The following is a 23,914-nucleotide window of genomic DNA, read 5'->3' as shown; positions in this document are numbered from 1 at the left end:
CATGCAGGAAACCGTACTGAATAAAATCGTCCAGGATAAAGCTATCTGGCTGGCAGAGCGCCAGCAGCAGCAGCCCCTGGCCACCTTCCAGAATGAGATCGTCCCCTCAACGCGCGGCTTTTATCATGCGCTACAGGGCGCCCGCACCGTGTTTATTCTGGAGTGCAAAAAAGCCTCCCCGTCGAAGGGTCTGATCCGTGAAGACTTTGACCCGGCGGTTATCGCTGGCGTCTACCAGCATTATGCCTCGGCGATTTCAGTGCTGACTGACGAGAAGTACTTCCAGGGAAGCTTTGATTTTCTGCCGATTGTCAGCAAAGCCGTGACCCAGCCGGTGCTGTGCAAAGACTTTATTATCGACCCTTATCAGATCTATCTGGCGCGCTATCACCAGGCCGATGCCATTTTGCTGATGCTGTCGGTGCTCGACGACGAGCAGTATCGCCAGCTCTCTGCCGTGGCGCATAGCCTGCAGATGGGCGTGCTGACCGAAGTGATCAGTAATGAAGAGCTGGAACGCGCCACCGCGCTGGGCGCGAAGGTGGTCGGCATTAATAACCGCGACCTGCGCGATCTCTCTATCGATCTGGACCGCACCCGCCGCCTGGCGCCGAAAGTGGCGCACGGGGTGACGGTGATCAGCGAGTCCGGCATTAACAGTTACGCGCAGGTACGCGAGCTTAGCCACTTCGCCAACGGTTTCCTGATTGGCTCTGCCCTGATGTCAGAAGAGGACCTCACCGCCGCCGTGCGCCGGGTGATCCTTGGTGACAATAAGGTGTGCGGACTGACGCGCGCCGAAGACGCCCGCTGCGCGCTGGAGTCCGGCGCGAATTATGGCGGGCTGATCTTTGCAGAAGGTTCACCGCGTAAAATCGACAGCGCTCAGGCCGCGGCCGTGATGGCGGGCGGCGCGCTAAAATATGTTGGCGTATTCCGTAATAACAGCATCAGTGACATTGTCACTAAAGCGCAGCAGCTGAAGCTGTTTGCCGTACAGCTGCACGGTGAGGAAGATCGCGAATTTGTTAGTCAGCTGCGCGCAGAACTTCCGGACAGCGTAAAGATCTGGAAAGCCTTCAGCATAGGTTCCAGCCTGCCCGTCCGCGACTGGCCACACGTTGACCGCTATGTGTTTGATAACGGCAATGGCGGCAGCGGCCAGCAGTTTAACTGGCAGCTGTTGCAGGGTGAGAAACTCGATAACGTGCTGCTGGCCGGTGGTCTCGGGGCGGATAACTGCGTTCAGGCCGCACAGCTCGGCTGTGCAGGCCTCGACTTTAATTCCGGCGTGGAGAGTGCCCCCGGAATTAAGGATGCCGGTAAAATTGCTTCAGTGTTTCAGACGCTGAAAGCCTACTGATATAAGAGAAGCGATCATGACTAAGTTAAATCCCTATTTTGGTGAGTTTGGTGGCATGTACGTGCCGCAGATCCTGATGCCGGCTCTGGAACAGCTGGAAGACGCCTTTATCAGCGCCCAAAGCGACCCGGAATTCCAGGCTGAATTTACCGACCTGCTGAAGAACTATGCGGGGCGCCCAACGGCGCTGACGCTGTGTAAGAATCTCACCAAAGGCACCCAAACTCGCCTGTACCTGAAGCGAGAAGATCTGCTGCACGGCGGCGCGCACAAAACTAACCAGGTACTCGGTCAGGCGCTGCTGGCAAAACGCATGGGTAAAAACGAAATCATTGCTGAAACCGGGGCTGGTCAGCACGGGGTTGCCTCGGCCCTCGCCAGCGCCCTGCTGGGCCTGAAGTGCCGCATTTACATGGGTGCGAAAGATATTGAGCGCCAGTCGCCAAACGTGTTCCGTATGAAGCTGATGGGCGCGGAAGTGATCCCGGTGCACAGCGGCTCTGCCACGCTGAAAGATGCCTGTAACGAAGCGCTGCGCGACTGGTCAGGCAGCTATGAAACCGCGCACTATATGCTCGGTACTGCCGCTGGTCCACACCCGTTCCCGACCATTGTGCGCGAGTTCCAGCGCATGATCGGCGAAGAAACGAAAGCGCAGATCCTGGAGAAAGAGGGCCGCCTGCCGGATGCCGTCATCGCCTGCGTCGGCGGCGGGTCGAACGCCATCGGCATGTTTGCCGACTTTATTGATGAGAGCAGCGTCGGCCTGATCGGCGTCGAGCCTGCTGGCCACGGTATTGAAAGCGGTGAACACGGTGCGCCACTCAAGCATGGCCGCGTCGGCATCTACTTCGGTATGAAGTCGCCAATGATGCAGACCGCAGACGGTCAGATTGAAGAGTCTTATTCCATCTCCGCCGGTCTGGATTTCCCCTCCGTCGGACCGCAGCACGCTTATCTGAACAGCATTGGCCGCGCTGAATACGTCTCGATCACCGACGACGAAGCGATGGATGCGTTCAAAACGCTGTGCCGCAGCGAAGGGATTATCCCGGCGCTGGAATCTTCCCACGCGCTGGCTCATGCCCTGAAGATGATGAAAGCCGACCCTGAGAAAGAGCAGCTGCTGGTGGTCAACCTCTCCGGCCGTGGCGATAAAGATATTTTCACCGTGCATGACATTCTGACCGCGAAGGGAGAAATCTGATGGAACGTTACGATAGCTGTTTCAAACGTCTGGCAGAGCGTAAAGAAGGTGCTTTTGTCCCCTTCGTCACCCTGGGCGACCCAACGCCGGAACTCTCGCTGCAGATTATCGATGCGCTGGTGGCCGGTGGTGCCGATGCGCTTGAACTCGGCATTCCCTTCTCCGATCCGCTGGCGGACGGTCCAACTATCCAGAATGCTAACCTGCGTGCCTTTGCGGCTGGCGTGACGCCGTCACAATGTTTCGAGATGCTGGCCGCCATCCGCCAGAAATACCCGGAGCTGCCCATCGGCCTGCTGATGTACGCGAACCTGGTATTTTCCAACGGTATCGACAACTTCTATGCCCGCTGCCAGCAGGTTGGCGTCGATTCGGTGCTGGTTGCCGACGTGCCGCTTGAAGAGTCTGCCCCGTTCCGTCAGGCTGCGCTGCGTCACAACGTCGCGCCAATCTTTATTTGCCCGCCGAACGCCAGTGACGAGCTGCTGCGAGAAATTGCCTCCCACGGCCGTGGTTACACCTATCTGCTGTCGCGTGCCGGCGTGACCGGTTCGGAAACGCGCGCCAATCTGCCGCTTAAGCATCTGGTCGACAAACTGCGCGAGTACCACGCTGCCCCGGCGCTGCAGGGCTTTGGTATTTCTGAAGCGTCGCAGGTACAGGAAGCGGTGGGTTCCGGCGCAGCCGGCGCTATCTCTGGCTCTGCCATCGTGAAAATCATCGAGAAAAACCTGGCACAGCCGCAAGTGATGCTCGCTGAGCTGACCGCTTTCGTCAGCAAACTGAAAGCCGCAACGCGCTAAGCATAACCCATGCCTTATCTCCCGGATAAGGCATTATTTTCTTTCAATTTCCCCGGCATATCTATTTGCATTTCTTGCGATCCTCGCTAAAAATCTATGCATACCGATGATGATGTCGGTTACAGCCTTTTGATGATGACAGGGAGATTACATAGTGAAATGGTTCAAAGTCTTATCAGGTGTGGTTATTGCAGCCGTGGTGGCTCTGTCAGTGAGTGCCTGTGCGCCAACGGCAACCAAAGAGGGAACCGGGGGTTATATTGACGATACCGTCATTACGACCAAGGTAAAATCAACCCTGCTGGCCGATGACTCGCTGAAGTCGACAGAAATTAACGTTGAGACCTTCAAAGGACGCGTGCAGCTGAGTGGGTTTGTTAGCTCACCGCAGATGGCTAACCGTGCCGTCGGCATTACCCGCGGTGTGGCGGGTGTCAAATCTGTTGTGAATAATATGCAGATTAAATAACCGTTCTGAATGGCTTAAAAGGCGCGAATTTCGCGCCTTTTTGCATTTTAACCGATCAGAAAGTGTAGCCCGCGCCGAAGAAGAACACCCACGGATTAATATGCGTATCAATACTCTGGCGGCCTGCTGCCGCAGAGTCGAAGCGCACTTTGGTGTTGATATCCATGTACCACAGCGAGGCGTTAATCAGCCAGTCAGGCGTCAGCTGATAATCCAGACCTACCTGCCCCGCTAAACCCCAGGAGTTTTTCACGCTGAGATTGCTTAATCCCGCATCACGCCCGGTCTGGTTAAAGTCGGTGTTATAAAACATTGTGTAGTTGACCCCGACGCCCGCATAAGGCTGCCACTTACTGCTGTTACCCATTGGGTACCACTGTGCCATCAGCGTTGGCGGCAACTGGTGAACCGTTGCCAGCGTGCCGGTCGCCTGCAGGCCAACATGGTGTTTAAACGGTGTCGCACCCAGCAGCTCCACGCCAATGTAATCGGTGGCCATATAGGTGAAGGTCAGGCCCATCTGGGTGTTGTTGTCAATGTTGAACTCACCCAGACCCATAACGTCATCCGACCCTCCGGTCGGGCGCACGGTCGCAGAACCGACACGCATAAAGAAATCCCCAGCCTGGTGGGCTGATGCCACGACGGGCAGTAAGCTCATGACGGCGAGTACCAGCGCTTTTAATTTCATAACCACTCCTTTTTTTCTGCAAATTATTGTAAGCATGCGACCTGCTTTGAGGCCTTGATGCGTTTTTAGCCGACCTATATTTACCCTGATTTACCTGCGAGATCATGCAAATCAATTAACAAAAAGTTGATATAAAACATAGAGTTGATTTGGATCAATTTTCACGGGCTTTGGCGGTGAAGAGAGTCAGGTAAAAACAGCGCAACCAGCGTGGCTGAAGTCAACAAGCGCGGAATGCCGCTAATACCTTCTTTAATCGAAAGTTATGTCAATCTGGGTGCCAGCACCCTGCCAGACCATGTACAATCGCCGGGTCTATAACACCGGCCTTTCAAGGAGAGTACATGTCTATCACGGCGGGTTCGCTATACCGTGACACGGGGAATTTCTTCCGCCATCAGTCGGTCACTATTGTGCTGATGGCGCTGTTAACTTCGTTTATTACTATGCTTATCGGCAAGGCATTCACGCCAGGCGCCGATGAGATGCAGATCCTCGGTGAAGGCGCTGCGGGTTCCGCCAGCAGCCTGATGGAGATGATCCGTAATATGTCCCCCGAACAGCAGCAGGTGCTGCTGCACGCTTCCGCTGCCGGTACTTTTGCTTCACTGGTAGGTAATGTCCTGCTGCTGGGCGGCATGCTGAGCCTGATCCCGCTGGCGTCATCCGGCCAGCGCATCAGCGCGCTGCGTGCTATTGGCGCATCCGCTCCGCGCTTACCGGCACTGCTGCTGCTCACCATCCTGATGACCGTGCTTATCCAGCTCGGCTTTATGGTGCTGGTGGTTCCCGGCGTGCTGCTGGCCGTTACCCTGGCACTCTCCCCGATCATCCTGATGACCGAGAAAGTGGGAGTGATCGCCTCTATGCGTGCCAGCATGCGTCTCGGCTGGAGCCAGATGAAACTGATCGCCCCGGCGGTGATATTATGGATTGTGGCGAAACTGGTGGTGCTGCTGCTGGCCTCCTCGCTGCTGGTGCTGCCGCCGGACGTCGCTTCTGTGGTGCTCAACGCGCTCAGCAACCTGGTTTCAGCCATACTGATTATCTATTTGTCGCGCCTGTATATGCTGTTACGTTAATTAACCCGGAATGCCTCGACAGAGGCATCCTGCTGGATAATGATATTTCGCATTCGTCTGTTATTTGGAAGCCGCTATGAAGCAGTTACTCGACTTTCTTCCCCTCGTGGTGTTTTTTGTTTTCTACAAGCTTTACGACATCTATGTGGCCTCCGGCGCACTGATTGCCGCCTCCGCGCTGGCACTGGCGGCGGGCTGGCTGCTTTATCGTAAAGTTGAAAAGATGTCGCTGGTGACCTTTGCGCTGGTTGCGGTGTTTGGCACGCTGACTATTGCGCTGCACAACCCGGACTTTATTAAGTGGAAAGTCACTATCATCTATGGCCTGTTTACCCTTGCGCTGCTGTTCAGTCAATGGTTTATGAAACAGCCGCTAATCCAGAAGATGCTGGGGAAAGAGCTTCAGCTGCCTGAATTCGCCTGGCGCCGCCTGAATATTGCCTGGGCACTGTTCTTCCTCGCCTGCGGACTGGCGAATATTTATGTCGCCTTCTGGCTGTCGCAGGATATCTGGATTAACTTTAAAGTCTTTGGCCTGAGCGCCCTGACGCTACTGTTTACGCTACTGAGCGGTGTCTACATTTATCGTCTGATGCCGCAACAAGAAGAAAAATAACCCATCATTGCCCGGAGGTTTAAGCCGGGCGAATTGAATGACCGGTAGCAAGCAATTCGAGAGCACACAATGAGCGAACAACAACGATTACCGCAGGGCGAAATGGTGCTGCGTACGCTGGCGATGCCTGCAGACACCAACGCTAACGGCGATATCTTCGGCGGCTGGCTGATGTCACAGATGGATATGGGCGGCGCGATTCTGGCAAAAGAGATAGCGGAAGGTCGCGTGGTCACCGTGCGTGCCGACGGCATGACCTTTCTGAAACCGGTCGCGGTAGGTGATGTCGTCACCTGTCATGCGCGCTGTATCAAAACCGGTACCAGCTCCATCACCATCAACATCGAGGTGTGGATTAAGAAGGTGTCGTCTGAACCCATTGGTCAGCGCTACTGCACCACCGAAGCGGTGTTTATCTATGTTGCCGTCGACCCGGAAGGCAAACCGCGGCCGCTACCCGCCGGTAAGAGCCACTTTGAGCTCGAACCGCAGGCATAAAAAAAGGGCTATCGCCCTTTTTTCTTATTCGATGGATGTCCCGCCGCTCATCCTGAATACGATATTCATCGTCAGGTCTTTGCCCGGCTTACCGGCCTCATAGCGCCATTTGCGCATCGCCTGTTTCACTTCACGCTCAAACATGTTGCGCGGTTCGGCCGACAGGATACGGACATTATCTACCCTGCCGGCGCTATCGACGTCAAACTGCACCCGCACACGCCCTTCCACACGCAGGGCAAAAGCACGCGCCGGATAGTCTGGCTTGCCGACGGTTAACGCCCGCGGCCCGGTCGAGATGGCGGTAGACGGCGCCTGTGAGGTCTTGGGCGCGGTGGACGGCTTACTCTGCTCAACGGGTTTAGTCTCCTGCGGCGCGGCTGCCGGGCGTGGTTTCACCTCTTTCTTCGGCTTAACCACCTCTTTCTTCACCGGCTTCGGTTTTGGCTTCGGCTCAGGTTTCGGGATCGGTACCGGCTCTGGCTTAGGCGGTTCAGGCGCCGGTTCCGGTTCTGGCTCAGGTTGCGGCGCCACTTCAGGCGGCGCAGGTTGGGGTTCCGGCTGCACTTCAGGGGCCACTATCGACACGCTGATAGGCTGAGACGCTTGAGGCATTTCGACCACCTGATGAAATGAGGCATACAGCAGTGCCCCGATCGCTGAACCATGCAGTACGACCGAAAGCAGCAGTGGTAAAGGTGAGCGGCGAGGTAGTTCAGTTGTCAGCGTCGTCATAATCTTTCTGGTCAAAATGTGAAGCGTTGATTTTAAATGCAAATAGCAATCAATTTCAATAAGCACGCACGCTGAATCGTCGATTTCGCCTTTTAAACGCCGCAGGCTGACCTTTATCAAGGCCAGAGACGCTTTAGTTTGCACAAATGTTAACGATCACTTAACGTGATGCCGAATCTCATCCCAGACAGGAGTTTTGAAGGTGCTCTACGTAATTTACGCTGAAGATAATAGTGACTCACTGGAAAAACGCACCGCCGTGCGCCCTGCTCACCTTGCCCGCCTGCAGCTGCTGCGTGATGAAGGTCGTCTGATTATTGCCGGCCCGATGCCCGCGGTGGACAGTAACGAACCTGGCGTTGCCGGTTTCAGCGGTTCAACCATTATTGCCGAGTTCCCTTCGCTGGAAGCCGCGCAATCATGGGCGCAGGATGATCCCTATATTGCAGCCGGGGTATATAAGCAGGTTGCTATCAAGCCGTTTAAACGCGCTTTCTGATTTAACAGCCCGGCGATATCAGTATCGCCGGGCCTGTTACCCGCCTCAGGGAATCTGGGTAATAAACAGAATAGAACGGCGTTGCTGCTGGCTCACCTGATGGCGGAAAGAGTGCATACGTCCGTAGCGACGAGACTGCCCCTCCAACCAACGCGACCGACGCCGCTGAACCTGGCGCAACATGCGCCAGCGCGCCACCTCATTTCTACTTCGTCTCATTACACCCTCTGATTGCCCCAGGAAAAACTCGCGACGCAGTATAGACCTTTATCAAACCTCACCAGGTCCGATCTCTTTATCCGTTAAAGTGTGGTTAAAGGTTTCCTGTACTGTCATCTGCACGTAAACTCCCTTTAATTGCCGCGTGAACAGGATTTTCACTTCATGACCACCTTTTATACCGTAATGAGCTGGCTGCTGGTTTTTGGTTATTGGTTACTCATTGCCAGTGTCACCCTGCGTATCCTGATGAAGCGGCGCGCAGTGCCCTCCGCCATGGCCTGGCTGTTAATTATCTATATTATTCCGCTGGTTGGCATCATTGCCTATCTCTCATTCGGTGAGCTGCACCTTGGTAAACGGCGTGCGGAGCGGGCGCGCACCATGTGGCCCTCTACCGCCCGCTGGCTAACCGATCTCAAAGCCAGTCACCATATTTTTGCCGAAGATAACAGCGATGTGGCCCGTTCACTGTTTCAGCTATGTGAAAACCGTCAGGGGATTGCCGGGGTTAAAGGTAATCAGCTCCAGCTGCTCACCAGCACCGATGACACCCTGCGCGCGCTGGTACGTGATATTCAGCTGGCACGTCATAATATCGAGATGGTGTTCTATATCTGGCAGCCCGGTGGGCAGGCGGATGAAGTGGCTGAAGCGCTAATGGCGGCGGCGCGGCGCGGCGTTCACTGCCGCCTGATGCTGGACTCGGCGGGCAGCGTCGAATTCTTCCGTAGCCCGTGGGCAGCGATGATGCGCAGCGCGGGTATCGATTTAGTCGAGGCGCTAAAAGTGAGCCTGCTGCGCGTTTTCCTGCGCCGTATGGATCTGCGCCAGCACCGCAAAGTGGTGCTGATCGACAACTATATCGCCTATACCGGCAGCATGAACCTTGTTGACCCACGCTACTTTAAGCAGAACGCTGGCGTCGGCCAGTGGGTTGACCTGATGGCGCGTATGGAAGGCCCGGTCGCCACCACACTGGGCATTATTTACTCTTGCGACTGGGAAATTGAGACCGGCAAGCGCATTTTGCCGCCTCCGCCAGATGACAATGTGATGCCGTTTGAGCAGGAGAGTGGCCATACCATTCAGGCGATCGCTTCCGGCCCTGGCTTCCCGGAGGATATGATCCATCAGGCGCTGTTAACCGCCGTCTATTCAGCGCGCGAACAGCTGATTATGACGACCCCCTACTTTGTTCCGAGCGACGACCTGCTGCACGCTATCTGCACCGCGGCTTATCGTGGCGTTGATGTCAGTATTATCGTGCCGCGCCGCAACGACTCCCTGCTGGTGGGCTGGGCCAGCCGCGCCTTCTTTGGCGAGCTGCTGGACGCCGGGGTGAAGATCTATCAGTTTGAAGGCGGTCTGCTGCACACCAAGAGTATTCTGGTAGATGGTCAGCTCAGCCTGGTGGGCACCGTGAATCTCGATATGCGCAGCCTGTGGCTCAACTTTGAAATTACGCTGGTAATTGATGACGATGGTTTTGGTAGCGATCTGGCCCGGGTGCAGGAGGATTATATCGCACGATCCAGACTGGTTGATGGTCAACGCTGGTCGCGCCGCGCATACTGGCAGCGGATCGTAGAACGACTGTTTTACTTCTTCAGTCCATTGCTGTAAAACGAGCGAAAATGCACAGCGCCCAAGGGGCAACACAGGAATTTTTATGGACCTAAATAACCGCCTTACCGAAGATGAAACCCTGGAACAGGCCTACGACATCTTTCTTGAGCTGGCCGTCGATAACCTCGACCCGGCGGACGTGATTCTGTTTAATCTGCAGTTTGAGGAGCGCGGTGGTGCAGAGCTGTATGACCCGGCAGAGGACTGGGCTGAACACGTTGATTTCGACCTTAACCCGGACTTTTTCGCTGAAGTGGTGATTGGCCTGGGCGAAGAGGATGGCGAACCGATTACCGATGTCTTTGCCCGCGTACTGCTGTGCCGCGAGAAGGACCACAAGCTGTGCCACATCCTTTGGAAGGAATAAATCCTCGTCATATTTTCCCCTGATCCTGCGTTGGCTGCCTCGGTTCACCCCGGTCACTGACTTCAGTAAGCTCCCGGGGATTCACCTTGTTGCCGCCTTGTCTCAGCGCAAAATATTTAGAGGATTGGGTGTGTCATATTTTCCCCCGATCCTGCGTTGGCTGCCTCGGTTCACCCCGGTCACTGACTTCAGTAAGCTCCCGGGGATTCACCTTGTTGCCGCCTTGTCTCAGCGCAAAATATTTAGAAGATGGGGTATGTTATTAAAGCGGGTCCACTTTCAGGCAGGAGACCGCATGGCGGAAACTGCCCTCCAGCAGCGGACGCGTTTTGGCGCATTCCGGCCCGGCAATCGGGCAGCGGGTGCGGAACACGCAGCCTGAAGGCGGATTGATCGGCGACGGCAGTTCACCTTCCAGCAGCTGTATCGTCTTGTTGCGCTCAAGGTCCGGGTCCGGGATTGGCACCGCTGACATTAATGCACGCGTGTAAGGGTGCTGCGGGTTCTGATACACCTCATCGTAAGTTCCCAGCTCTACAGCATGCCCCAGATACATCACCAGCACGCGGTCAGAAATATGCTTCACCACCGCCAGATCGTGGGCGATGAAGATCAGCGATAGCCCCATTTCACGCTGCAGCTGTTGCAGCAGGTTTACCACCTGCGCCTGAATCGACACATCGAGTGCGGACACCGGCTCATCGCAGATAATCAGCTTCGGCTCCAGGATCAGCGCGCGCGCAATGCCTATACGCTGGCACTGGCCGCCGGAGAACTCGTGCGGATAGCGGTTGATCAGGTTGGGCAGTAACCCCACCTTCATCATCATCGCCTTCACGCGCTCTTTCACTTCCTGGCGCGGCATCTTCGGATGATAGGTGCGCAGCGGTTCGGCGATAATCTCGCCGATGTTCATACGCGGGTTCAGTGAGGCCAGCGGATCCTGGAAAATCATCTGAATATCGCTGCGTGCAGCGCGCCATTCGTCTGCGCTCTGCCCCAGCAGGTCGCGCCCCAGCCAGGCAACGCGCCCTTCTGTCGCTTTCACCAGGCCGATAATCGCCCGCGCCAGCGTGGATTTCCCGCAGCCGGACTCACCGACCACGCCGAGGGTTTCCCCCTCATACAGACGCAGGCTGACGCCGTCGACCGCCTTCAGCGTTTTTGGCGGCTGCCAGAACCACTGCCGACCATCTTTGATGTCGAAATGCACTTTGAGATCGGCAATTTCCAGCAGAACTTTCTTCTCAGCAACCGTTGTCATACCAACTCCTCCACGGGCTTAAAGCAGGCGCGCAGTCGGCCTTCGCCGAACGCTTCCAGCGGCGGTGCGCTGGCGCAGATATCCATCGCGTGCGGGCAGCGCGGCTGGAACGGACAGCCCTTTGGCAGACGCGACAGGTTCGGCGGGTTGCCCGGGATCGTCAGCAGCGAGTCGCCCTCGTCGGCATCCAGACGCGGCACGGCATTGAGCAGGCCGATGGAGTACGGGTGTGAAGGCCGATAGAAGACATCGCGCGCTTTACCATATTCCATGGTGCGCCCGGCATACATCACCAGCACCTGATCGCAGATCCCGGCCACCACGCCGAGGTCGTGGGTGATCATAATAATCGCGGTATTGAACTCGCGCTTCAGCTCGTTCAGCAGCGTCATAATTTGCGCCTGCACCGTCACGTCGAGCGCGGTGGTCGGCTCATCGGCAATCAGCAGCTTAGGACGGCACAGTAGCGCCATGGCGATCATCACGCGCTGACGCATCCCGCCGGAAAATTCATGGGGGAACATTTTCATGCGCTTGCGCGCTTCCGGCATTTTCACCGCGTCGAGCATGCGCACAGACTCTTCAAACGCCTGCGCGCTGTTCATCCCCTTATGCAGCTGCAGCACTTCCATCAGCTGCTCACCGACGCGCATGTACGGGTTCAGCGAGGTCATCGGGTCCTGGAAGATCATCGCGATCTGCTCGGCGCGCAGCTTATTCAGCTTGTTCTCCGGCAGGTTGAGGATCTCGCTGCCGTTAAAGCGGGCCGAGCCGCCAATGCGCCCGTTGCTGGCCAACAGGCCCATCAGGGCAAACGCGGTCTGCGATTTTCCGGACCCGGATTCGCCGACGATCCCTAAGGTTTCCCCGGCGCTGAGGCTGAAGTTAAGGTCGTTAACCGCCGTGACATCCCCATCCGGGGTGCTAAAGGTCACGCGCAGGTCTTTAACATCCAGCAGACGTTGGCTTTCCCTGGTTTTGGCCATCGCTGGCTGTAATTCAATCGTGCTCATCGGGAACTCCTTAACGATCTTTCGGGTCGAGGGCATCACGCAGGCCATCGCCAATAAAGTTGAAACAGAACAGGGTGACGACCAGGAAGCCGGCCGGATAAAGCAGCAGCCACGGCGACACTTCCATCGAGTTAGCGCCGTCGCTCAGCAAAGCGCCCCAGCTGCTGAGCGGCTCCTGAGTACCGAGCCCCAGGAAGCTTAAGAAGGACTCGAACAGGATCATGCTGGGCACCAGCAGTGAGGCATACACCACCACCACGCCGAGCACGTTCGGGACGATATGGCGCAGTACGATATTCATCGTCGATACCCCGCCCACTTCTGCCGCTTCAATAAACTCTTTGCGCTTCAGGCTCAGGGTCTGGCCGCGCACGATACGCGCCATATCCAGCCATGACACCATGCCAATGGCGACGAAAATCAGCAGGATATTCTGACCAAACAGCGTCACCAGCAGGATAACGAAGAACATAAACGGGAAGGAGTTGAGGATCTCCAGCAGGCGCATCATCACCGAGTCGGTTTTGCCGCCCAGATAACCCGCCAGCGTGCCGTACAGCGTGCCGAGCACCACAGCAACCAGCGCCGCAGCAATCCCCACCATCAGCGAGATACGTCCGCCAATCGCCACACGCACCAGCAGGTCGCGCCCGGAGGAGTCGGTGCCCATATAGTGACCGGAGGTCAGGTCCGGCGCGGCCGACATCATCGCCCAGTCGGTGTCATCGTAGGTAAACTGCGACAGCATCGGTGCAAAGGTGACAAACAGAGCCACCAGCAGCAGCACAAACAGGCTGGCAACCGCCGCACGGTTATGGATAAAGCGGCGGCGCGCATCCTGCCAAAGGCTGCGCCCTTCCACTTCGAGTTTTTCAGTGAAGTTATCCAGAGCTTCGCTGTTTTTTTTACTTAAAATCATTGCCAGCTCCCGGATTAATAACGAATCTTTGGATCGATAACGGCATACAGCACGTCAACAATCGCGTTAAACAGAATGGTTAACGCCCCAACCAGAATAGTCAGGCTTAACACCAGCGAATAGTCACGGTTCAGCGCGCCATTGACAAACAGCTGACCGATACCCGGCAGACCATAAATCGTCTCGATAACCATTGAACCGGTAATAATACCGACAAAGGCCGGGCCGAGATAAGAGAGAACCGGCAGCAGCGCGGGCTTCAGCGCGTGGCGCAGTACGATGCGGTGCATCGGCAGCCCTTTCGCGCGCGCGGTGCGGATAAAGTTGGAGTGCAAGACTTCGATCATCGAACCTCGGGTGATGCGCGCAATGCTGGCAATATAGGCCAGGGAGAGCGCCACCATCGGCAGGATCATATATTTCAGCGCCCCGCCGTTCCAGCCGCCGCCCGGCAGCCATTTCAAGGTGATCGAGAACAGCAGCACCAGCAGTGGCGCCACAACAAAGCTCGGAATAACGATGCCGGTCATGGCGACCCCCATCACCGCATAGTCCCATTTGCTGTTCTGCTTGAGGGCGGCGATAACGCCAGCCGTCACGCCAAACACCAGAGCAAACAGAAAGGCCGCAGCGCCCAGCTTGGCGGATACGGGGAATGAACCCGCCACCAGGTCATTGACCGAATAGTCTTTGTATTTAAACGACGGTCCAAAGTCCCCATGCGCCAACTGCTGGAGATAGTTGAGATACTGTTTCCACATCGGATCGTTTAAATGATATTTGGCTTCGATATTAGCCATCACTTCCGGGGTCAACGTACGTTCACCGGTAAACGGGCTGCCGGGTGCCATACGCATCATGAAAAAGGAGATGGTGATCAGAATAAAGAGCGTCGGAATCGCTTCGAGAAAACGACGCAGTATAAATTTTAACATTGCCCGTACCTGCTGGCTTTACACCGCAGGGGCGAACCCCTGCGGTGACATTGCTTTAAAAGAGCAGCATCGCCGCCCGAATTGTTAGTGCTTGATAATGTACAGATCTTTATCGTGACTGTTATCCAGTGGATCTTTACCGGTATAACCACCAACGTAAGGCTTCACTAAACGCAGGTTTTTGTAGTAGTAGACCGGCACGATGGCGGAATCTTTATCGAGCTGCTTCTCCGCCTCGGCGTAAACTTCCGCACGTTTCGCTTCATCACTCGCGCTCAGTGCCGTTGACATAATTTTGTCAAATGCCGGGCTCTTATAGTGCGAGGTGTTGTTGCTGCTGTCTGACAGCATGATGTTCAGGAAGCTGGTCGGTTCGTTGTAGTCAGCACACCAGGCCGCACGCGCCACATCGAAGTTACCCTGATGGCGAGTATCGAGGAAGGTTTTCCACTCCTGGTTCTGCAGCTTAACGTTTACACCGAGGTTTTTCTTCCAGATGGAGGCTGCGGCAATCGCCAGTTTTTTATGCAGATCGGAGGTGTTATACAGCAGGTCAAACGTCAGCGGTTTGTCGGCGGTGTAACCGGCTTCCGCCAGCAGTTTTTTCGCCTCTTCGTTACGTTTTTCCTGGGTCCAGCTCATCCACTCTGGCTTATCCAGCTTGATGCCGTCGGTGAATGGCGGTGTGAAGCTGTAGGCGGGATCTTCATCCTGCGCTTTCACTTTATTGACGATGATATCGCGGTCCAGGCCCAGCTTGAGCGCGGTACGCACGCGCGCATCGTTGAAAGGCGCCTTCTGGTTGTTGATCTCATAGTAGTAAGTACAGAGATACGGATCGGCGTGGATCTCTTTCGGGATCTCTTTTTTCAGCTTCTGGTAAAGCTCGATTGGCAGGTAGTTGTAGGTAATATCGCTGCCGCCGCTGCGGTAGCGGTTGGTGTCGGTGACTTCAGACGGGATCGGCAGGAAAGTGACCTGATTCAGGATGGTGTGCGCGTTATCCCAGTACTCAGGGTTACGCTCAACCACGATGCGCTCGTTCACCACCCACTCTTTCAGTTTGAAGGCACCGTTGCCAACGAAGTTTGCAGGCTGGGTCCACTTCTCGCCAAATTTCTCTACCGCTGGCTTGTACACCGGCGACATAGATGGATGGATCAGCAGCTTATAGAAATAGGGAACTGCATCGCTCAGCGTCACTTCCAGGGTGTGAGCGTCCAGTGCTTTAACGCCGAGGGTATCAGGCGTTTTTTTACCGGCAATGATGTCATCCACATTCAGCAGATGGCCGTACTGCAGATAGCTGGCGTAAGGGGACGCTGTTTTCGGGTCGGCCAGGCGCTGCCAGCTGTAAACGAAATCCTGCGCGGTCACCGGCTCGCCGTTTGACCACTTGGCGGTGTTACGCAGGTGGAATATCCAGACTTTACCGCCATCTTTGTTTTCCCATGATTCCGCAACGCCAGGGATGATTTTCCCGTCCGCATCGTTAATCACCAGGCCTTCAAGCACATCACGGTTAACGTTAGATTCCGGGACGCCTTCAATTTTGTGCGGGTCAAGCGACTGCAGCTCAGCACCGTTACCTCTGACCAGCTCCTGCTTATCTGCCAGCTGAACGCCCGCCGGTACATTGGCGGCATAGGCCATATTGCCAGTCAGCGCGGCCATAACGCCTGCGGCGATCAAAGTTTTCTTCGTGATGTTGATCATCTTATTACCTACTCCAGTTTTTATTAATGCCAACGTGTGCCGGGCACCGTGGCTACCCCCGTTTGCGGGAAAACTTCACCGGGTAGAGGAACGATTCCACCCGGCTTGTCTTTTTTTATTTCATCGGTACTGCTTTGCTATCACCCTTTACCGCCCGGCAGGGCCGCACGGTTTAGTGACTGGTTATATAAAAGTATTTAACATCGGTAAGGTCCTGCGGATCTTTACCGGTAAAGCCCCCTACCCACGGCTTCACCAGCCGCGCACTCACCCGGTAGTAGACCGGCACAATGGCAGAATCCTTATCCAGCTGCTGCTCCGCTTGCTGATAGACGGTTGCCCGCTCGGCGTCATCACTCATGTTGAGCGACTGCGTCATCAGCTGGTCAAACGCCGGGCTGCGGTAAAAAGCCGTATTGGTTGAGGAGTCGCTCAGCAACATAGTGAGGAAGGTAGAGGGTTCATTATAGTCGGAACACCAGGTGGCGCGGGCCACGTCATAATTGCCCTGATGACGAGTATCAAGCATGGTTTTCCACTCCTGATTCTGTAACGTCACGTCGGCACCGAGATTCTTTTTCCACATCGATGCGGCCGCAATGGCCTGCTTTTTATTGACGTCAGAGGTGTTATACAGCAGTGAGAAACGCAGCGGTTTTGACGCGCTGTAGCCCGCCTGCGCGAGCAACGCTTTGGCCTGCTGGTTCCGTTCATCCTGCGTCAGGTGGAACCACTGCGGTGCGCTGAACTGCGCGCCGTCAGTAAACGGCGGCGTCAGGCTCCATGCCGGGATCTGCCCCTGGCCCATCACTTTCCCGGTAATGATGTCGCGGTCGAGGGTCAGCTTCACCGCGGTGCGCACCCGCGCATCGTCAAACGGCGGACGGCGGTTATTCAGTTCATAGTAGAAGGTGCAGAGATAAGGACTGACTCTGACCTGCGGGCCAAGCTCTTTTTTCAGCTGCTGAAAACGCTCGGGCGGCAAGGCGCTGTTGGTGATATCGATTTCGCCGCTGCGATAGCGGTTAACATCGCTGGTTTCGGAGACGATCGGTAAGAATGTCACCTGCTCAATCACCGTCTTACCGTTGTTCCAGTAGTGCGGATTGCGCTTGAGCACAATTTTTTCATTGATCACCCAGTCGCTCAGGGTATAAGCCCCATTCCCCACGTAATGCGCAGGCAAAGTCCACTTCTCCCCCCAGCGTTCAATCGCAGCCCGGTTGACCGGTTTCAACGCGGTGTGTGCCGCCATAGCAAGGAAATAAGGGACCGGCTGACTGAGCGTGACCTGGAAGTGGCTATCGTCGAGCGCTTTCACCCCGAGATCGCTGGCCGGGCGTTTACCCGCCAGGATCTCATCAACGTTAGCCACGTGAGCGGCCTGCAGATAGCTGGCATAAGGCGATGCGGTTTTAGCGTCCACCAGCCGCTGCCAGCTGTAGACGAAATCGCTGGCCGTGACGGGTTCGCCGTCGCTCCACTTTGCATCTGGCCGCAGGGTAAAGGTCCAGACTTTACCCTGCTCGCTGCTCCAGCTTTGTGCCACGCCGGGCACCAGGTGGCCGATGTTGTCGGTGCTGACCAATCCTTCCAGCAGATTGAGGATCACATCGGTCTCGGGCACCCCTTCTGTTTTTTGCGGGTCGAGAGATGAAACTTCAGTGCCATTGTTGATCACCAGATTTTGCTGCTTGCTCAGGCTGACCCCGTCCGGAACGTCAGCTGCCACGGCGTTGAGAGTGATAAGGCCCAGCAGTAACCCTGTTCCGCTCGCGATGTGGCGTAATGATGTAAAACATTTCATTCAGCTAAAACCCTGTGTGGTGATACCAACGACTACCGTCAGAACAGCCGGGACGGATGAGGTTAACGTTTTGCACATCTGGTGCCAGTTTTTATCAACTGGCAGAAAAATTATCAGAAGGGGGACATTTGCGCTAAAGCAAAATAACAAAAATGTTAACCAATTCTCTTTTATCATGAGAAAAAGCAGGGGCAAAGTGTTATTTAGCATTGTGAAATAACGGCTAAGCTTATGAAAGAAAATGAATTTAATGACTAAAACCTGACTTTCGAACATAAATAAAGCGATTTCAAAGCAAAAAATAAGCAAATTTTGCCGAAAACACTAAATTCGTCACAAAAATTCCGGGTTTTGCCGGGCGACTAGCATTAAATTTTGATAAATCCGTCTCTCACCGCCAGATTGAAATGTAATAAATCTCACAAACGGTGGTAACTAAGCGATTGAACCGGCAGTTGCAGTAATTACATTAATAATCAGCGCCCTCAATTAAGCGCCATGAATAATTGCACCATAATGATGCAGCTGCACGGTAAGTTGACCTGATATAGTGCACCACAAGAATGCATAGATAAAAAAAGCGCAGAATATGCGCTTTAATATGATTATTTCAGAATTAAAACAGGCTAGTTGACCAGCCCCGGGAACAACGCTTTTATCCCGGTCACCACAAACTCTATCCCTAACGCCATCAATAGCAATCCCATAATACGGGTCACCACGTTAATTCCAGTCTGCCCCAACACTCTGACCATTAACGGTGCAGCGCGAAAGCAGAGCCAGCAGCAGAAGGCAAACAGCGCGATCGCCACGCTAAAGCCCAGCAGGTTTTGCCAGCTGTGGTAGCGCGTACTCCAGACAATCGTCGAACTGATCGCCCCCGGTCCCGCCATCAACGGCAGCGCCAGCGGTACGACCCCGATGCTCTCCCGGTTAGCCGTTTCTGACTTCTCCTGTTTATTCTGCTTATCTTCGCCCAGTTTGCCGCTGATCATCGACATCGCAATGGTGACGACCAGAATGCCGCCCGCAATACGAAATGAGTCGATAGAGATCCCGAAGATGTGCAGGATGCCGTCGCCGAGGAATAGCGCCGTCCAGAGGATAATCGCCACGGACAGGTTGGCAGTCAGGTTGGTTTTATTGCGCGCTGCCGGAACCTGATAGCTGGTCATGCTGATAAAAACAGGAATGATCCCCACCGGGTTGACCAGGGCGAACAGGCCAACGAAAAATTTAATATATCCAGAGAGGTCTAAAAGTGCAGGATTCACACCATGCTCCTGTTGGGCTGATTGATGGGCGCTAATGTAATTCAAATCCGTGATAATGACTATCCCCCGCCCCCTGGAATATCACGCCATTATGCTGCGCCGCAGGCAGTGGATATCGCCATTACGACGCTGAAGATTAGCAGATGAAACTTATTCTCAACTTTCGACGCCAGGTTTGCGATAGTTTGAAACTGGTCATCTTCTAATCACAGGCTGAAAGGTGTCAGCCACCAGTAAACATGATCCAAATCATTATTTGCCCCCAGTACAAGCGCTATGCTCAGTGTTACCAAAAGGAGTTAGTAACTTACCGAAAGTGACCCACAGCGCGTGCAGAGCGCAGACTCTTTCAGTAAACCCGGAAGAACCTGTTTAGCAGGTTGGCCCGCCCTAATACGGCCCGATAACCAGCCATGACTATACTTACTCGTTCTCACTTGTTTACTAATAGAGTTTAACTTTCCAGGAGAGCATTATGGCCGTTACTAATGTCGCTGAACTTAACGCACTTGTTGAACGTGTTAAAACAGCCCAGCGTGAATACGCCAACTTTACTCAAGAACAAGTAGACAAAATCTTCCGGGCTGCGGCATTAGCAGCTGCTGATGCCCGTATCCCACTGGCTAAAATGGCCGTTGCCGAATCTGGCATGGGTATCGTCGAAGATAAAGTGATCAAAAACCACTTTGCTTCTGAATACATCTACAACGCCTACAAAGACGAAAAAACCTGCGGTATTCTTGAAACCGATGACACTTTCGGCACCATCACTATCGCGGAACCCACCGGCATCATCTGCGGGATTGTCCCGACAACCAACCCAACATCTACCGCTATCTTTAAAGCGCTGATCAGCCTGAAAACCCGTAACGGGATTATCTTCTCGCCGCATCCTCGTGCGAAAGATGCCACCAACAAAGCGGCCGATATCGTACTGCAGGCCGCCATTGCGGCCGGGGCACCCAAAGACATTATCGGCTGGATCGATGTGCCCTCCGTTGAACTGTCTAACCAGCTGATGCACCACCCTGATATTAACCTTATCCTCGCCACGGGCGGCCCGGGTATGGTGAAAGCCGCCTATAGCTCCGGCAAACCGGCTATCGGCGTGGGCGCAGGTAATACCCCGGTAGTGATTGACGAAACGGCGGACATCAAACGTGCCGTGGCTTCTATCCTGATGTCGAAAACCTTCGATAACGGCGTAATCTGTGCTTCTGAGCAGTCAGTTATTGTAGTCGACAGCGCTTATGAGGCGGTGCGCGAGCGCTTTGCCAGCCACGGTGGCTACATGCTGCAGGGCAGCGAGCTGAAAGCGGTTCAGGATATCATTCTGAAGAATGGCGCGCTGAATGCCGCTATCGTCGGTCAGCCTGCGGTGAAAATTGCTGAAATGGCCGGCCTCAGCGTCCCGGGCAACACTAAAATCCTGATTGGTGAAGTGAAACTGGTCGATGAGTCGGAACCTTTTGCTCATGAAAAACTGTCACCGACTCTGGCGATGTATCGCGCCAAAGATTTTGCTGACGCGGTAAGTAAAGCTGAGAAGCTGGTGGCGATGGGCGGTATCGGTCATACCTCTTGCCTGTACACTGACCAGGATAATCAGCGTGAACGCGTTAACTTCTTCGGCGACAAAATGAAGACAGCGCGCATCCTGATCAACACTCCGGCCTCTCAGGGGGGGATCGGCGACCTGTACAACTTTAAACTCGCACCGTCACTGACGCTGGGCTGCGGCTCGTGGGGTGGCAACTCGATTTCTGAAAACGTCGGACCCAAACATCTGATTAACAAGAAAACCGTGGCCAAGCGAGCTGAGAATATGTTGTGGCATAAACTTCCTAAGTCTATCTACTTCCGCCGTGGTTCACTGCCCATTGCCCTTGATGAAGTGGCCACCGACGGAGCCAAACGCGCCTTTATCGTCACCGACCGCTTCCTGTTTAACAACGGCTACGCTGACCAGATCATCAACGTGCTGAAAGCGCGCGGGGTGGAAACTGAAGTCTTCTTCGAAGTGGAAGCTGACCCAACGCTGAGCATCGTGCGTAAAGGTGCTGAACAGATGCACTCCTTCAAGCCGGACGTGATTATCGCCCTGGGCGGGGGTTCGCCGATGGATGCGGCGAAAATTATGTGGGTGATGTACGAACATCCGGAAACGCATTTCGAAGAGCTGGCACTGCGCTTCATGGATATCCGTAAACGTATCTATAAATTCCCGAAAATGGGCGTGAAGGCGAAGATGATTGCCGTCACCACCACTTCAGGTACAGGTTCAGAAGTTACGCCATTTGCGGTCGTGACCGACGACGCCACCGGTCAGAAATATCCACTGGCTGACTATGCCCTCACCCCGGATATGGCGATTGTGGATGCCAACCTGGTGATGGATATGCCGAAGTCACTGTGCGCCTTTGGTGGTCTGGATGCCGTAACCCACGCGCTGGAAGCGTACGTCTCGGTGCTGGCTAACGAATACTCCGACGGTCAGGCGCTGCAGGCGCTAAAACTGCTGCAGGAAAACCTGCCGGCCAGCTACCGTGAAGGGGCGAAAAACCCGGTGGCGCGTGAGCGTGTACACAATGCCGCGACTATCGCCGGTATCGCGTTTGCTAACGCCTTCCTTGGGGTCTGTCACTCGATGGCGCATAAGCTGGGTTCAGAGTTCCACATTCCACACGGTCTGGCGAACTCGCTGCTTATCTGTAACGTGATTCGCTACAACGCCAACGATAACCCAACCAAGCAGACGGCCTTCAGCCAGTATGACCGCCCGCAGGCGCGCCGCCGCTACGCTGAAATCGCCGATCACCTGCGCCTCAGTGCACCGGGCGACCGTACCGCACAGAAAATTGAGAAGCTGCTGAGCTGGCTGGACGGGATGAAAGCGGAACTGGGTATTCCTAAGTCCATCCGCGAAGCAGGCGTGCAGGAAGCGGACTTCCTCGCGAAAGTCGATAAGCTGGCTGATGATGCTTTCGATGACCAGTGTACCGGCGCTAACCCACGCTACCCGCTGATTGCTGAACTGAAACAGATCATGCTGGATAGCTTCTACGGCCGCGATTATGTTGAACCTTTCGCTAACATTGCCGAAGCCGTGGCCGCTGCGCCCGTCGAAGCCAGGAAAGTTGAAAAGAAAGTGAAACGTTAAGCCCGAGTGTGAGAATAAAAACCCGCCAGCTTGAACTGACCCCATAAAGCTGGCGGGTTTTTTTATCAGGAAATATTAAGAGACGCTTATAGAGTTGTGAAATATCGACGGCACATTTCTTTGCGTTAACCGCCGCGGCAGATCACTATTACTCCGGCCCCTTGCTGCCATAAATGGCGTGCAGTGAACCACTCTCCAACGCTTCGTAGTAATGCTTACGGCAGACGGATACATAGCGCTCATTACCGCCAATTTGCACCTGCTCCCCTTCTTTAAAGGGCTTACCGTCCTGATCGAGCCTTAATACCATGCTGGCTTTTCTGCCGCAGTGGCAGATGGTTTTTAATTCAACCAGTTTATCTGACCAGGCTAAAAGGTATTGGCTACCGATAAATAACTCGCCGCGAAAATCTGTACGTAAGCCATAACAAAGTACAGGTATATCTAAAACATCCACCACTTCGGATAATGTTTTAACCTGTTCACGCGTCAGAAACTGGCTTTCATCCACCAGCACGCAGTGAACGGTTTCCCGCTGGTGCTCAGCACTTATCTCAGCAAACAACGACGTGTCTTTATTATACAATTTTGCTGGGGAAGAGAGGCCGATACGCGAACTCACTTTACCCGCGCCGAAGCGATTATCGATCTCTGCGGTATACACCAGAGTGCGCATGCCGCGCTCACGATAATTATAAGAAGATTGCAACAAAGCCGTCGATTTTCCAGCATTCATCGCGGAATAATAGAAATATAGCTGAGCCATCAGCCCCTACTCCGAATCACCAAGATGGCGGCAGTGTACCATAAACCGCCGCAGCGAGAGCCTTCACGCCTGCAATAACCCGAAGAAATAGTGGTTGAACAGGTGGCTTCAGCACAACTTAACAGGATTTTTCAATTTTCTGATGATATGGAATTCACTGTTTCCATACCATCACCCTTCTTTTCACAGCAGGATATTTAGCCAGTGAATCATATTTTATCGCCTTTTATCATGTCAGAGATTCCTGACTATTAGCACTTCTACTTTTCTTACAAAATTAACTATTGCAGTTCTTATAGCCGGACACTATTATTATCGAGCATTAGTAACCCATCAATATAATTTAGAGAATTGGACAATGAGCGAAGCACTTAAAATCCTGAACAATATCCGCACGCTGCGTGCTCAGGCGAGAGAATGTAGCCTGGAAACGCTGGAAGAAATGCTGGAAAAACTGGAAGTAGTGGTTAACGAACGCCGCGAAGAAGAGAGCCAGGCACAGGCTGAAGTTGAAGAACGCAGCCGTAAACTGCAGCAGTATCGCGATATGCTGATTGCAGACGGTATTGACCCGAATGAATTACTGTCTACTCTGGCTGCGGCTAAAGCCCCTGGTAAAGCTAAGCGTGCAGCGCGCCCGGCAAAATATTCTTATGTCGATGAGAATGGCGAAAGCAAAACCTGGACCGGCCAGGGCCGTACACCTGCCGTAATCAAAAAAGCCATTGAAGAGCAAGGCAAGAAGCTGGAAGACTTTCTGCTGTAATTTCGCTCAACCTCCGGTTCTTTAGACTTAAATTTAATGGGGCGTTTCGTCCCATTTTGTTACAGCCACCAGGCAAAGAAAAAAAGGAAGCCATCACGGCTTCCTTTTTCTTTGGG

23 protein-coding genes are annotated in these 23,914 nt (G+C 54.3%); 12 read left to right on the top strand and 11 right to left on the bottom strand.

Translation table 11 applies throughout. The features are described from left to right. Position 1 precedes the first annotated feature (1 nt). The 4 genes from trpCF (at position 2) to J2Y91_RS18500 (ending at position 3,842) form a co-directional block, all read left to right on the top strand. Positions 2-1,363, top strand: a complete 1,362-nt coding sequence (gene trpCF / locus J2Y91_RS18515; RefSeq protein ID WP_133623747.1) for a bifunctional indole-3-glycerol-phosphate synthase TrpC/phosphoribosylanthranilate isomerase TrpF — start codon at positions 2-4, stop codon at positions 1,361-1,363. A gap of 13 nt (positions 1,364-1,376) precedes the next feature. Further along, positions 1,377-2,570, top strand: coding sequence for a tryptophan synthase subunit beta (trpB, locus tag J2Y91_RS18510; RefSeq protein ID WP_099754611.1), 1,194 nt, complete (start codon positions 1,377-1,379; stop codon positions 2,568-2,570). Further along, positions 2,570-3,373 carry a tryptophan synthase subunit alpha gene (gene trpA, locus J2Y91_RS18505; protein ID WP_133623748.1) on the top strand — a complete coding sequence of 268 codons (804 nt, stop codon included), beginning with the start codon at positions 2,570-2,572 and terminating at the stop codon, positions 3,371-3,373. Before trpB ends, trpA begins: the two co-directional genes overlap by 1 nt. 154 nt (positions 3,374-3,527) lie before the next feature. Continuing rightward, positions 3,528-3,842, top strand: coding sequence for a BON domain-containing protein (locus J2Y91_RS18500; RefSeq protein WP_048915943.1), 315 nt, complete (start codon positions 3,528-3,530; stop codon positions 3,840-3,842). A gap of 55 nt (positions 3,843-3,897) precedes the next feature. On the opposite strand, the gene ompW is transcribed toward J2Y91_RS18500, so the two are convergent. Beyond that, positions 3,898-4,533 carry an outer membrane protein OmpW gene (ompW, locus tag J2Y91_RS18495; protein WP_133623749.1) on the bottom strand — a complete coding sequence of 212 codons (636 nt, stop codon included), beginning with the start codon at positions 4,531-4,533 and terminating at the stop codon, positions 3,898-3,900. 344 nt (positions 4,534-4,877) lie between these two features. Between ompW and J2Y91_RS18490 the strand changes: the two genes are divergently transcribed. From J2Y91_RS18490 to yciA, 3 genes are all read left to right on the top strand, one after another. Continuing rightward, positions 4,878-5,615: a YciC family protein gene (locus J2Y91_RS18490; protein WP_048915941.1), complete on the top strand. Its 738-nt coding sequence runs from the start codon at positions 4,878-4,880 to the stop codon at positions 5,613-5,615. A 76-nt stretch (positions 5,616-5,691) separates the two neighbouring features. Further along, positions 5,692-6,231, top strand: a complete 540-nt coding sequence (locus J2Y91_RS18485; protein ID WP_133623750.1) for a septation protein A — start codon at positions 5,692-5,694, stop codon at positions 6,229-6,231. Positions 6,232-6,300: 69 nt separating this feature from the next. Continuing rightward, on the top strand, positions 6,301-6,729 hold the full coding sequence (gene yciA / locus J2Y91_RS18480) for an acyl-CoA thioester hydrolase YciA (protein ID WP_133623751.1): 429 nt from the start codon (positions 6,301-6,303) through the stop codon (positions 6,727-6,729). Positions 6,730-6,753: 24 nt separating this feature from the next. On the opposite strand, the gene tonB is transcribed toward yciA, so the two are convergent. Next, positions 6,754-7,464, bottom strand: coding sequence for a TonB system transport protein TonB (gene tonB / locus J2Y91_RS18475; RefSeq protein ID WP_208864882.1), 711 nt, complete (start codon positions 7,462-7,464; stop codon positions 6,754-6,756). 202 nt (positions 7,465-7,666) lie between these two features. Between tonB and J2Y91_RS18470 the strand changes: the two genes are divergently transcribed. Next, a complete protein-coding gene (locus tag J2Y91_RS18470) occupies positions 7,667-7,963 on the top strand; it encodes a YciI family protein (RefSeq protein WP_048915937.1) in 297 nt (98 codons plus the stop codon). A gap of 45 nt (positions 7,964-8,008) precedes the next feature. Here the strand turns inward: J2Y91_RS18470 and J2Y91_RS18465 are convergent, their stop codons facing one another. After that, entirely contained in the window at positions 8,009-8,182 is a 174-nt protein-coding gene (locus J2Y91_RS18465) for a YciY family protein (protein ID WP_099753651.1), read from the bottom strand. 165 nt (positions 8,183-8,347) lie between these two features. Between J2Y91_RS18465 and cls the strand changes: the two genes are divergently transcribed. Both cls and J2Y91_RS18455 read left to right on the top strand, forming a co-directional pair. Then, positions 8,348-9,808, top strand: a complete 1,461-nt coding sequence (cls, locus tag J2Y91_RS18460) for a cardiolipin synthase (protein ID WP_048915936.1) — start codon at positions 8,348-8,350, stop codon at positions 9,806-9,808. 40 nt (positions 9,809-9,848) lie between these two features. Continuing rightward, positions 9,849-10,178: an HI1450 family dsDNA-mimic protein gene (locus tag J2Y91_RS18455; protein WP_208864915.1), complete on the top strand. Its 330-nt coding sequence runs from the start codon at positions 9,849-9,851 to the stop codon at positions 10,176-10,178. A 262-nt stretch (positions 10,179-10,440) separates the two neighbouring features. On the opposite strand, the gene oppF is transcribed toward J2Y91_RS18455, so the two are convergent. The 7 genes from oppF to J2Y91_RS18420 all read right to left on the bottom strand — a co-directional run bounded on the left by oppF (position 10,441) and on the right by J2Y91_RS18420 (position 19,106). Next, positions 10,441-11,442 carry a murein tripeptide/oligopeptide ABC transporter ATP binding protein OppF gene (oppF, locus tag J2Y91_RS18450; protein ID WP_048915934.1) on the bottom strand — a complete coding sequence of 334 codons (1,002 nt, stop codon included), beginning with the start codon at positions 11,440-11,442 and terminating at the stop codon, positions 10,441-10,443. Continuing rightward, positions 11,439-12,455 (bottom strand): ABC transporter ATP-binding protein, encoded by a 1,017-nt coding sequence (locus tag J2Y91_RS18445; RefSeq protein WP_048915933.1) that lies wholly within the window; start codon positions 12,453-12,455, stop codon positions 11,439-11,441. The genes oppF and J2Y91_RS18445 overlap by 4 nt, the downstream gene beginning before the upstream one ends. Positions 12,456-12,465: 10 nt before the next feature. Continuing rightward, the gene (oppC, locus tag J2Y91_RS18440; protein ID WP_048915932.1) at positions 12,466-13,374 is read right to left on the bottom strand and encodes an oligopeptide ABC transporter permease OppC; all 909 of its coding nucleotides are present in this window, start codon (positions 13,372-13,374) and stop codon (positions 12,466-12,468) included. Between the two features lie 14 nt (positions 13,375-13,388). Beyond that, positions 13,389-14,309 carry an oligopeptide ABC transporter permease OppB gene (gene oppB, locus J2Y91_RS18435; RefSeq protein ID WP_048915931.1) on the bottom strand — a complete coding sequence of 307 codons (921 nt, stop codon included), beginning with the start codon at positions 14,307-14,309 and terminating at the stop codon, positions 13,389-13,391. 84 nt (positions 14,310-14,393) lie between these two features. Then, positions 14,394-16,025, bottom strand: a complete 1,632-nt coding sequence (oppA, locus tag J2Y91_RS18430) for an oligopeptide ABC transporter substrate-binding protein OppA (RefSeq protein WP_048915930.1) — start codon at positions 16,023-16,025, stop codon at positions 14,394-14,396. Positions 16,026-16,197: 172 nt separating this feature from the next. Next, complete coding sequence (locus tag J2Y91_RS18425) at positions 16,198-17,832, bottom strand: ABC transporter substrate-binding protein (RefSeq protein WP_133623752.1); 1,635 nt, start codon at positions 17,830-17,832, stop codon at positions 16,198-16,200. Between the two features lie 626 nt (positions 17,833-18,458). Continuing rightward, entirely contained in the window at positions 18,459-19,106 is a 648-nt protein-coding gene (locus tag J2Y91_RS18420; RefSeq protein WP_048915928.1) for a YchE family NAAT transporter, read from the bottom strand. Between the two features lie 475 nt (positions 19,107-19,581). Here J2Y91_RS18420 and adhE point away from each other — a divergent pair, with 475 nt between their 5' ends. Then, on the top strand, positions 19,582-22,266 hold the full coding sequence (gene adhE / locus J2Y91_RS18415) for a bifunctional acetaldehyde-CoA/alcohol dehydrogenase (protein ID WP_099753649.1): 2,685 nt from the start codon (positions 19,582-19,584) through the stop codon (positions 22,264-22,266). A gap of 148 nt (positions 22,267-22,414) precedes the next feature. Here the strand turns inward: adhE and tdk are convergent, their stop codons facing one another. After that, a complete protein-coding gene (tdk, locus tag J2Y91_RS18410) occupies positions 22,415-23,032 on the bottom strand; it encodes a thymidine kinase (RefSeq protein WP_048915926.1) in 618 nt (205 codons plus the stop codon). Positions 23,033-23,390: 358 nt separating this feature from the next. Between tdk and hns the strand changes: the two genes are divergently transcribed. Continuing rightward, entirely contained in the window at positions 23,391-23,798 is a 408-nt protein-coding gene (hns, locus tag J2Y91_RS18405) for a histone-like nucleoid-structuring protein H-NS (protein WP_048915925.1), read from the top strand. Positions 23,799-23,914: the final 116 nt, after the last annotated feature.

The sequence above is a fragment of the Erwinia aphidicola genome (assembly GCF_024169515.1).
Lineage (GTDB): Bacteria > Pseudomonadota > Gammaproteobacteria > Enterobacterales > Enterobacteriaceae > Erwinia > Erwinia aphidicola.
The sequence above is the reverse complement of the archived record's forward strand: the minus strand, read 5'-3'. Positions and strand labels throughout refer to the sequence as shown.

Bases quoted from the DNA above. Each gene is read 5' to 3' on its own strand.
- trpCF (WP_133623747.1), top strand. From the start codon at position 2: ATGCAGGAAACCGTACTGAATAAAATCGTCCAGGATAAAGCTATCTGG.
- trpA (WP_133623748.1), top strand. From the start codon at position 2,570: ATGGAACGTTACGATAGCTGTTTCAAACGTCTGGCAGAGCGTAAAGAA.
- ompW (WP_133623749.1), bottom strand. From the start codon at position 4,533: ATGAAATTAAAAGCGCTGGTACTCGCCGTCATGAGCTTACTGCCCGTC.
- J2Y91_RS18490 (WP_048915941.1), top strand. From the start codon at position 4,878: ATGTCTATCACGGCGGGTTCGCTATACCGTGACACGGGGAATTTCTTC.
- J2Y91_RS18485 (WP_133623750.1), top strand. From the start codon at position 5,692: ATGAAGCAGTTACTCGACTTTCTTCCCCTCGTGGTGTTTTTTGTTTTC.
- yciA (WP_133623751.1), top strand. From the start codon at position 6,301: ATGAGCGAACAACAACGATTACCGCAGGGCGAAATGGTGCTGCGTACG.
- tonB (WP_208864882.1), bottom strand. From the start codon at position 7,464: ATGACGACGCTGACAACTGAACTACCTCGCCGCTCACCTTTACCACTG.
- J2Y91_RS18465 (WP_099753651.1), bottom strand. From the start codon at position 8,182: ATGAGACGAAGTAGAAATGAGGTGGCGCGCTGGCGCATGTTGCGCCAG.
- cls (WP_048915936.1), top strand. From the start codon at position 8,348: ATGACCACCTTTTATACCGTAATGAGCTGGCTGCTGGTTTTTGGTTAT.
- oppF (WP_048915934.1), bottom strand. From the start codon at position 11,442: ATGACAACGGTTGCTGAGAAGAAAGTTCTGCTGGAAATTGCCGATCTC.
- J2Y91_RS18445 (WP_048915933.1), bottom strand. From the start codon at position 12,455: ATGAGCACGATTGAATTACAGCCAGCGATGGCCAAAACCAGGGAAAGC.
- oppC (WP_048915932.1), bottom strand. From the start codon at position 13,374: ATGATTTTAAGTAAAAAAAACAGCGAAGCTCTGGATAACTTCACTGAA.
- oppB (WP_048915931.1), bottom strand. From the start codon at position 14,309: ATGTTAAAATTTATACTGCGTCGTTTTCTCGAAGCGATTCCGACGCTC.
- oppA (WP_048915930.1), bottom strand. From the start codon at position 16,025: ATGATCAACATCACGAAGAAAACTTTGATCGCCGCAGGCGTTATGGCC.
- J2Y91_RS18425 (WP_133623752.1), bottom strand. From the start codon at position 17,832: ATGAAATGTTTTACATCATTACGCCACATCGCGAGCGGAACAGGGTTA.
- adhE (WP_099753649.1), top strand. From the start codon at position 19,582: ATGGCCGTTACTAATGTCGCTGAACTTAACGCACTTGTTGAACGTGTT.
- tdk (WP_048915926.1), bottom strand. From the start codon at position 23,032: ATGGCTCAGCTATATTTCTATTATTCCGCGATGAATGCTGGAAAATCG.
- hns (WP_048915925.1), top strand. From the start codon at position 23,391: ATGAGCGAAGCACTTAAAATCCTGAACAATATCCGCACGCTGCGTGCT.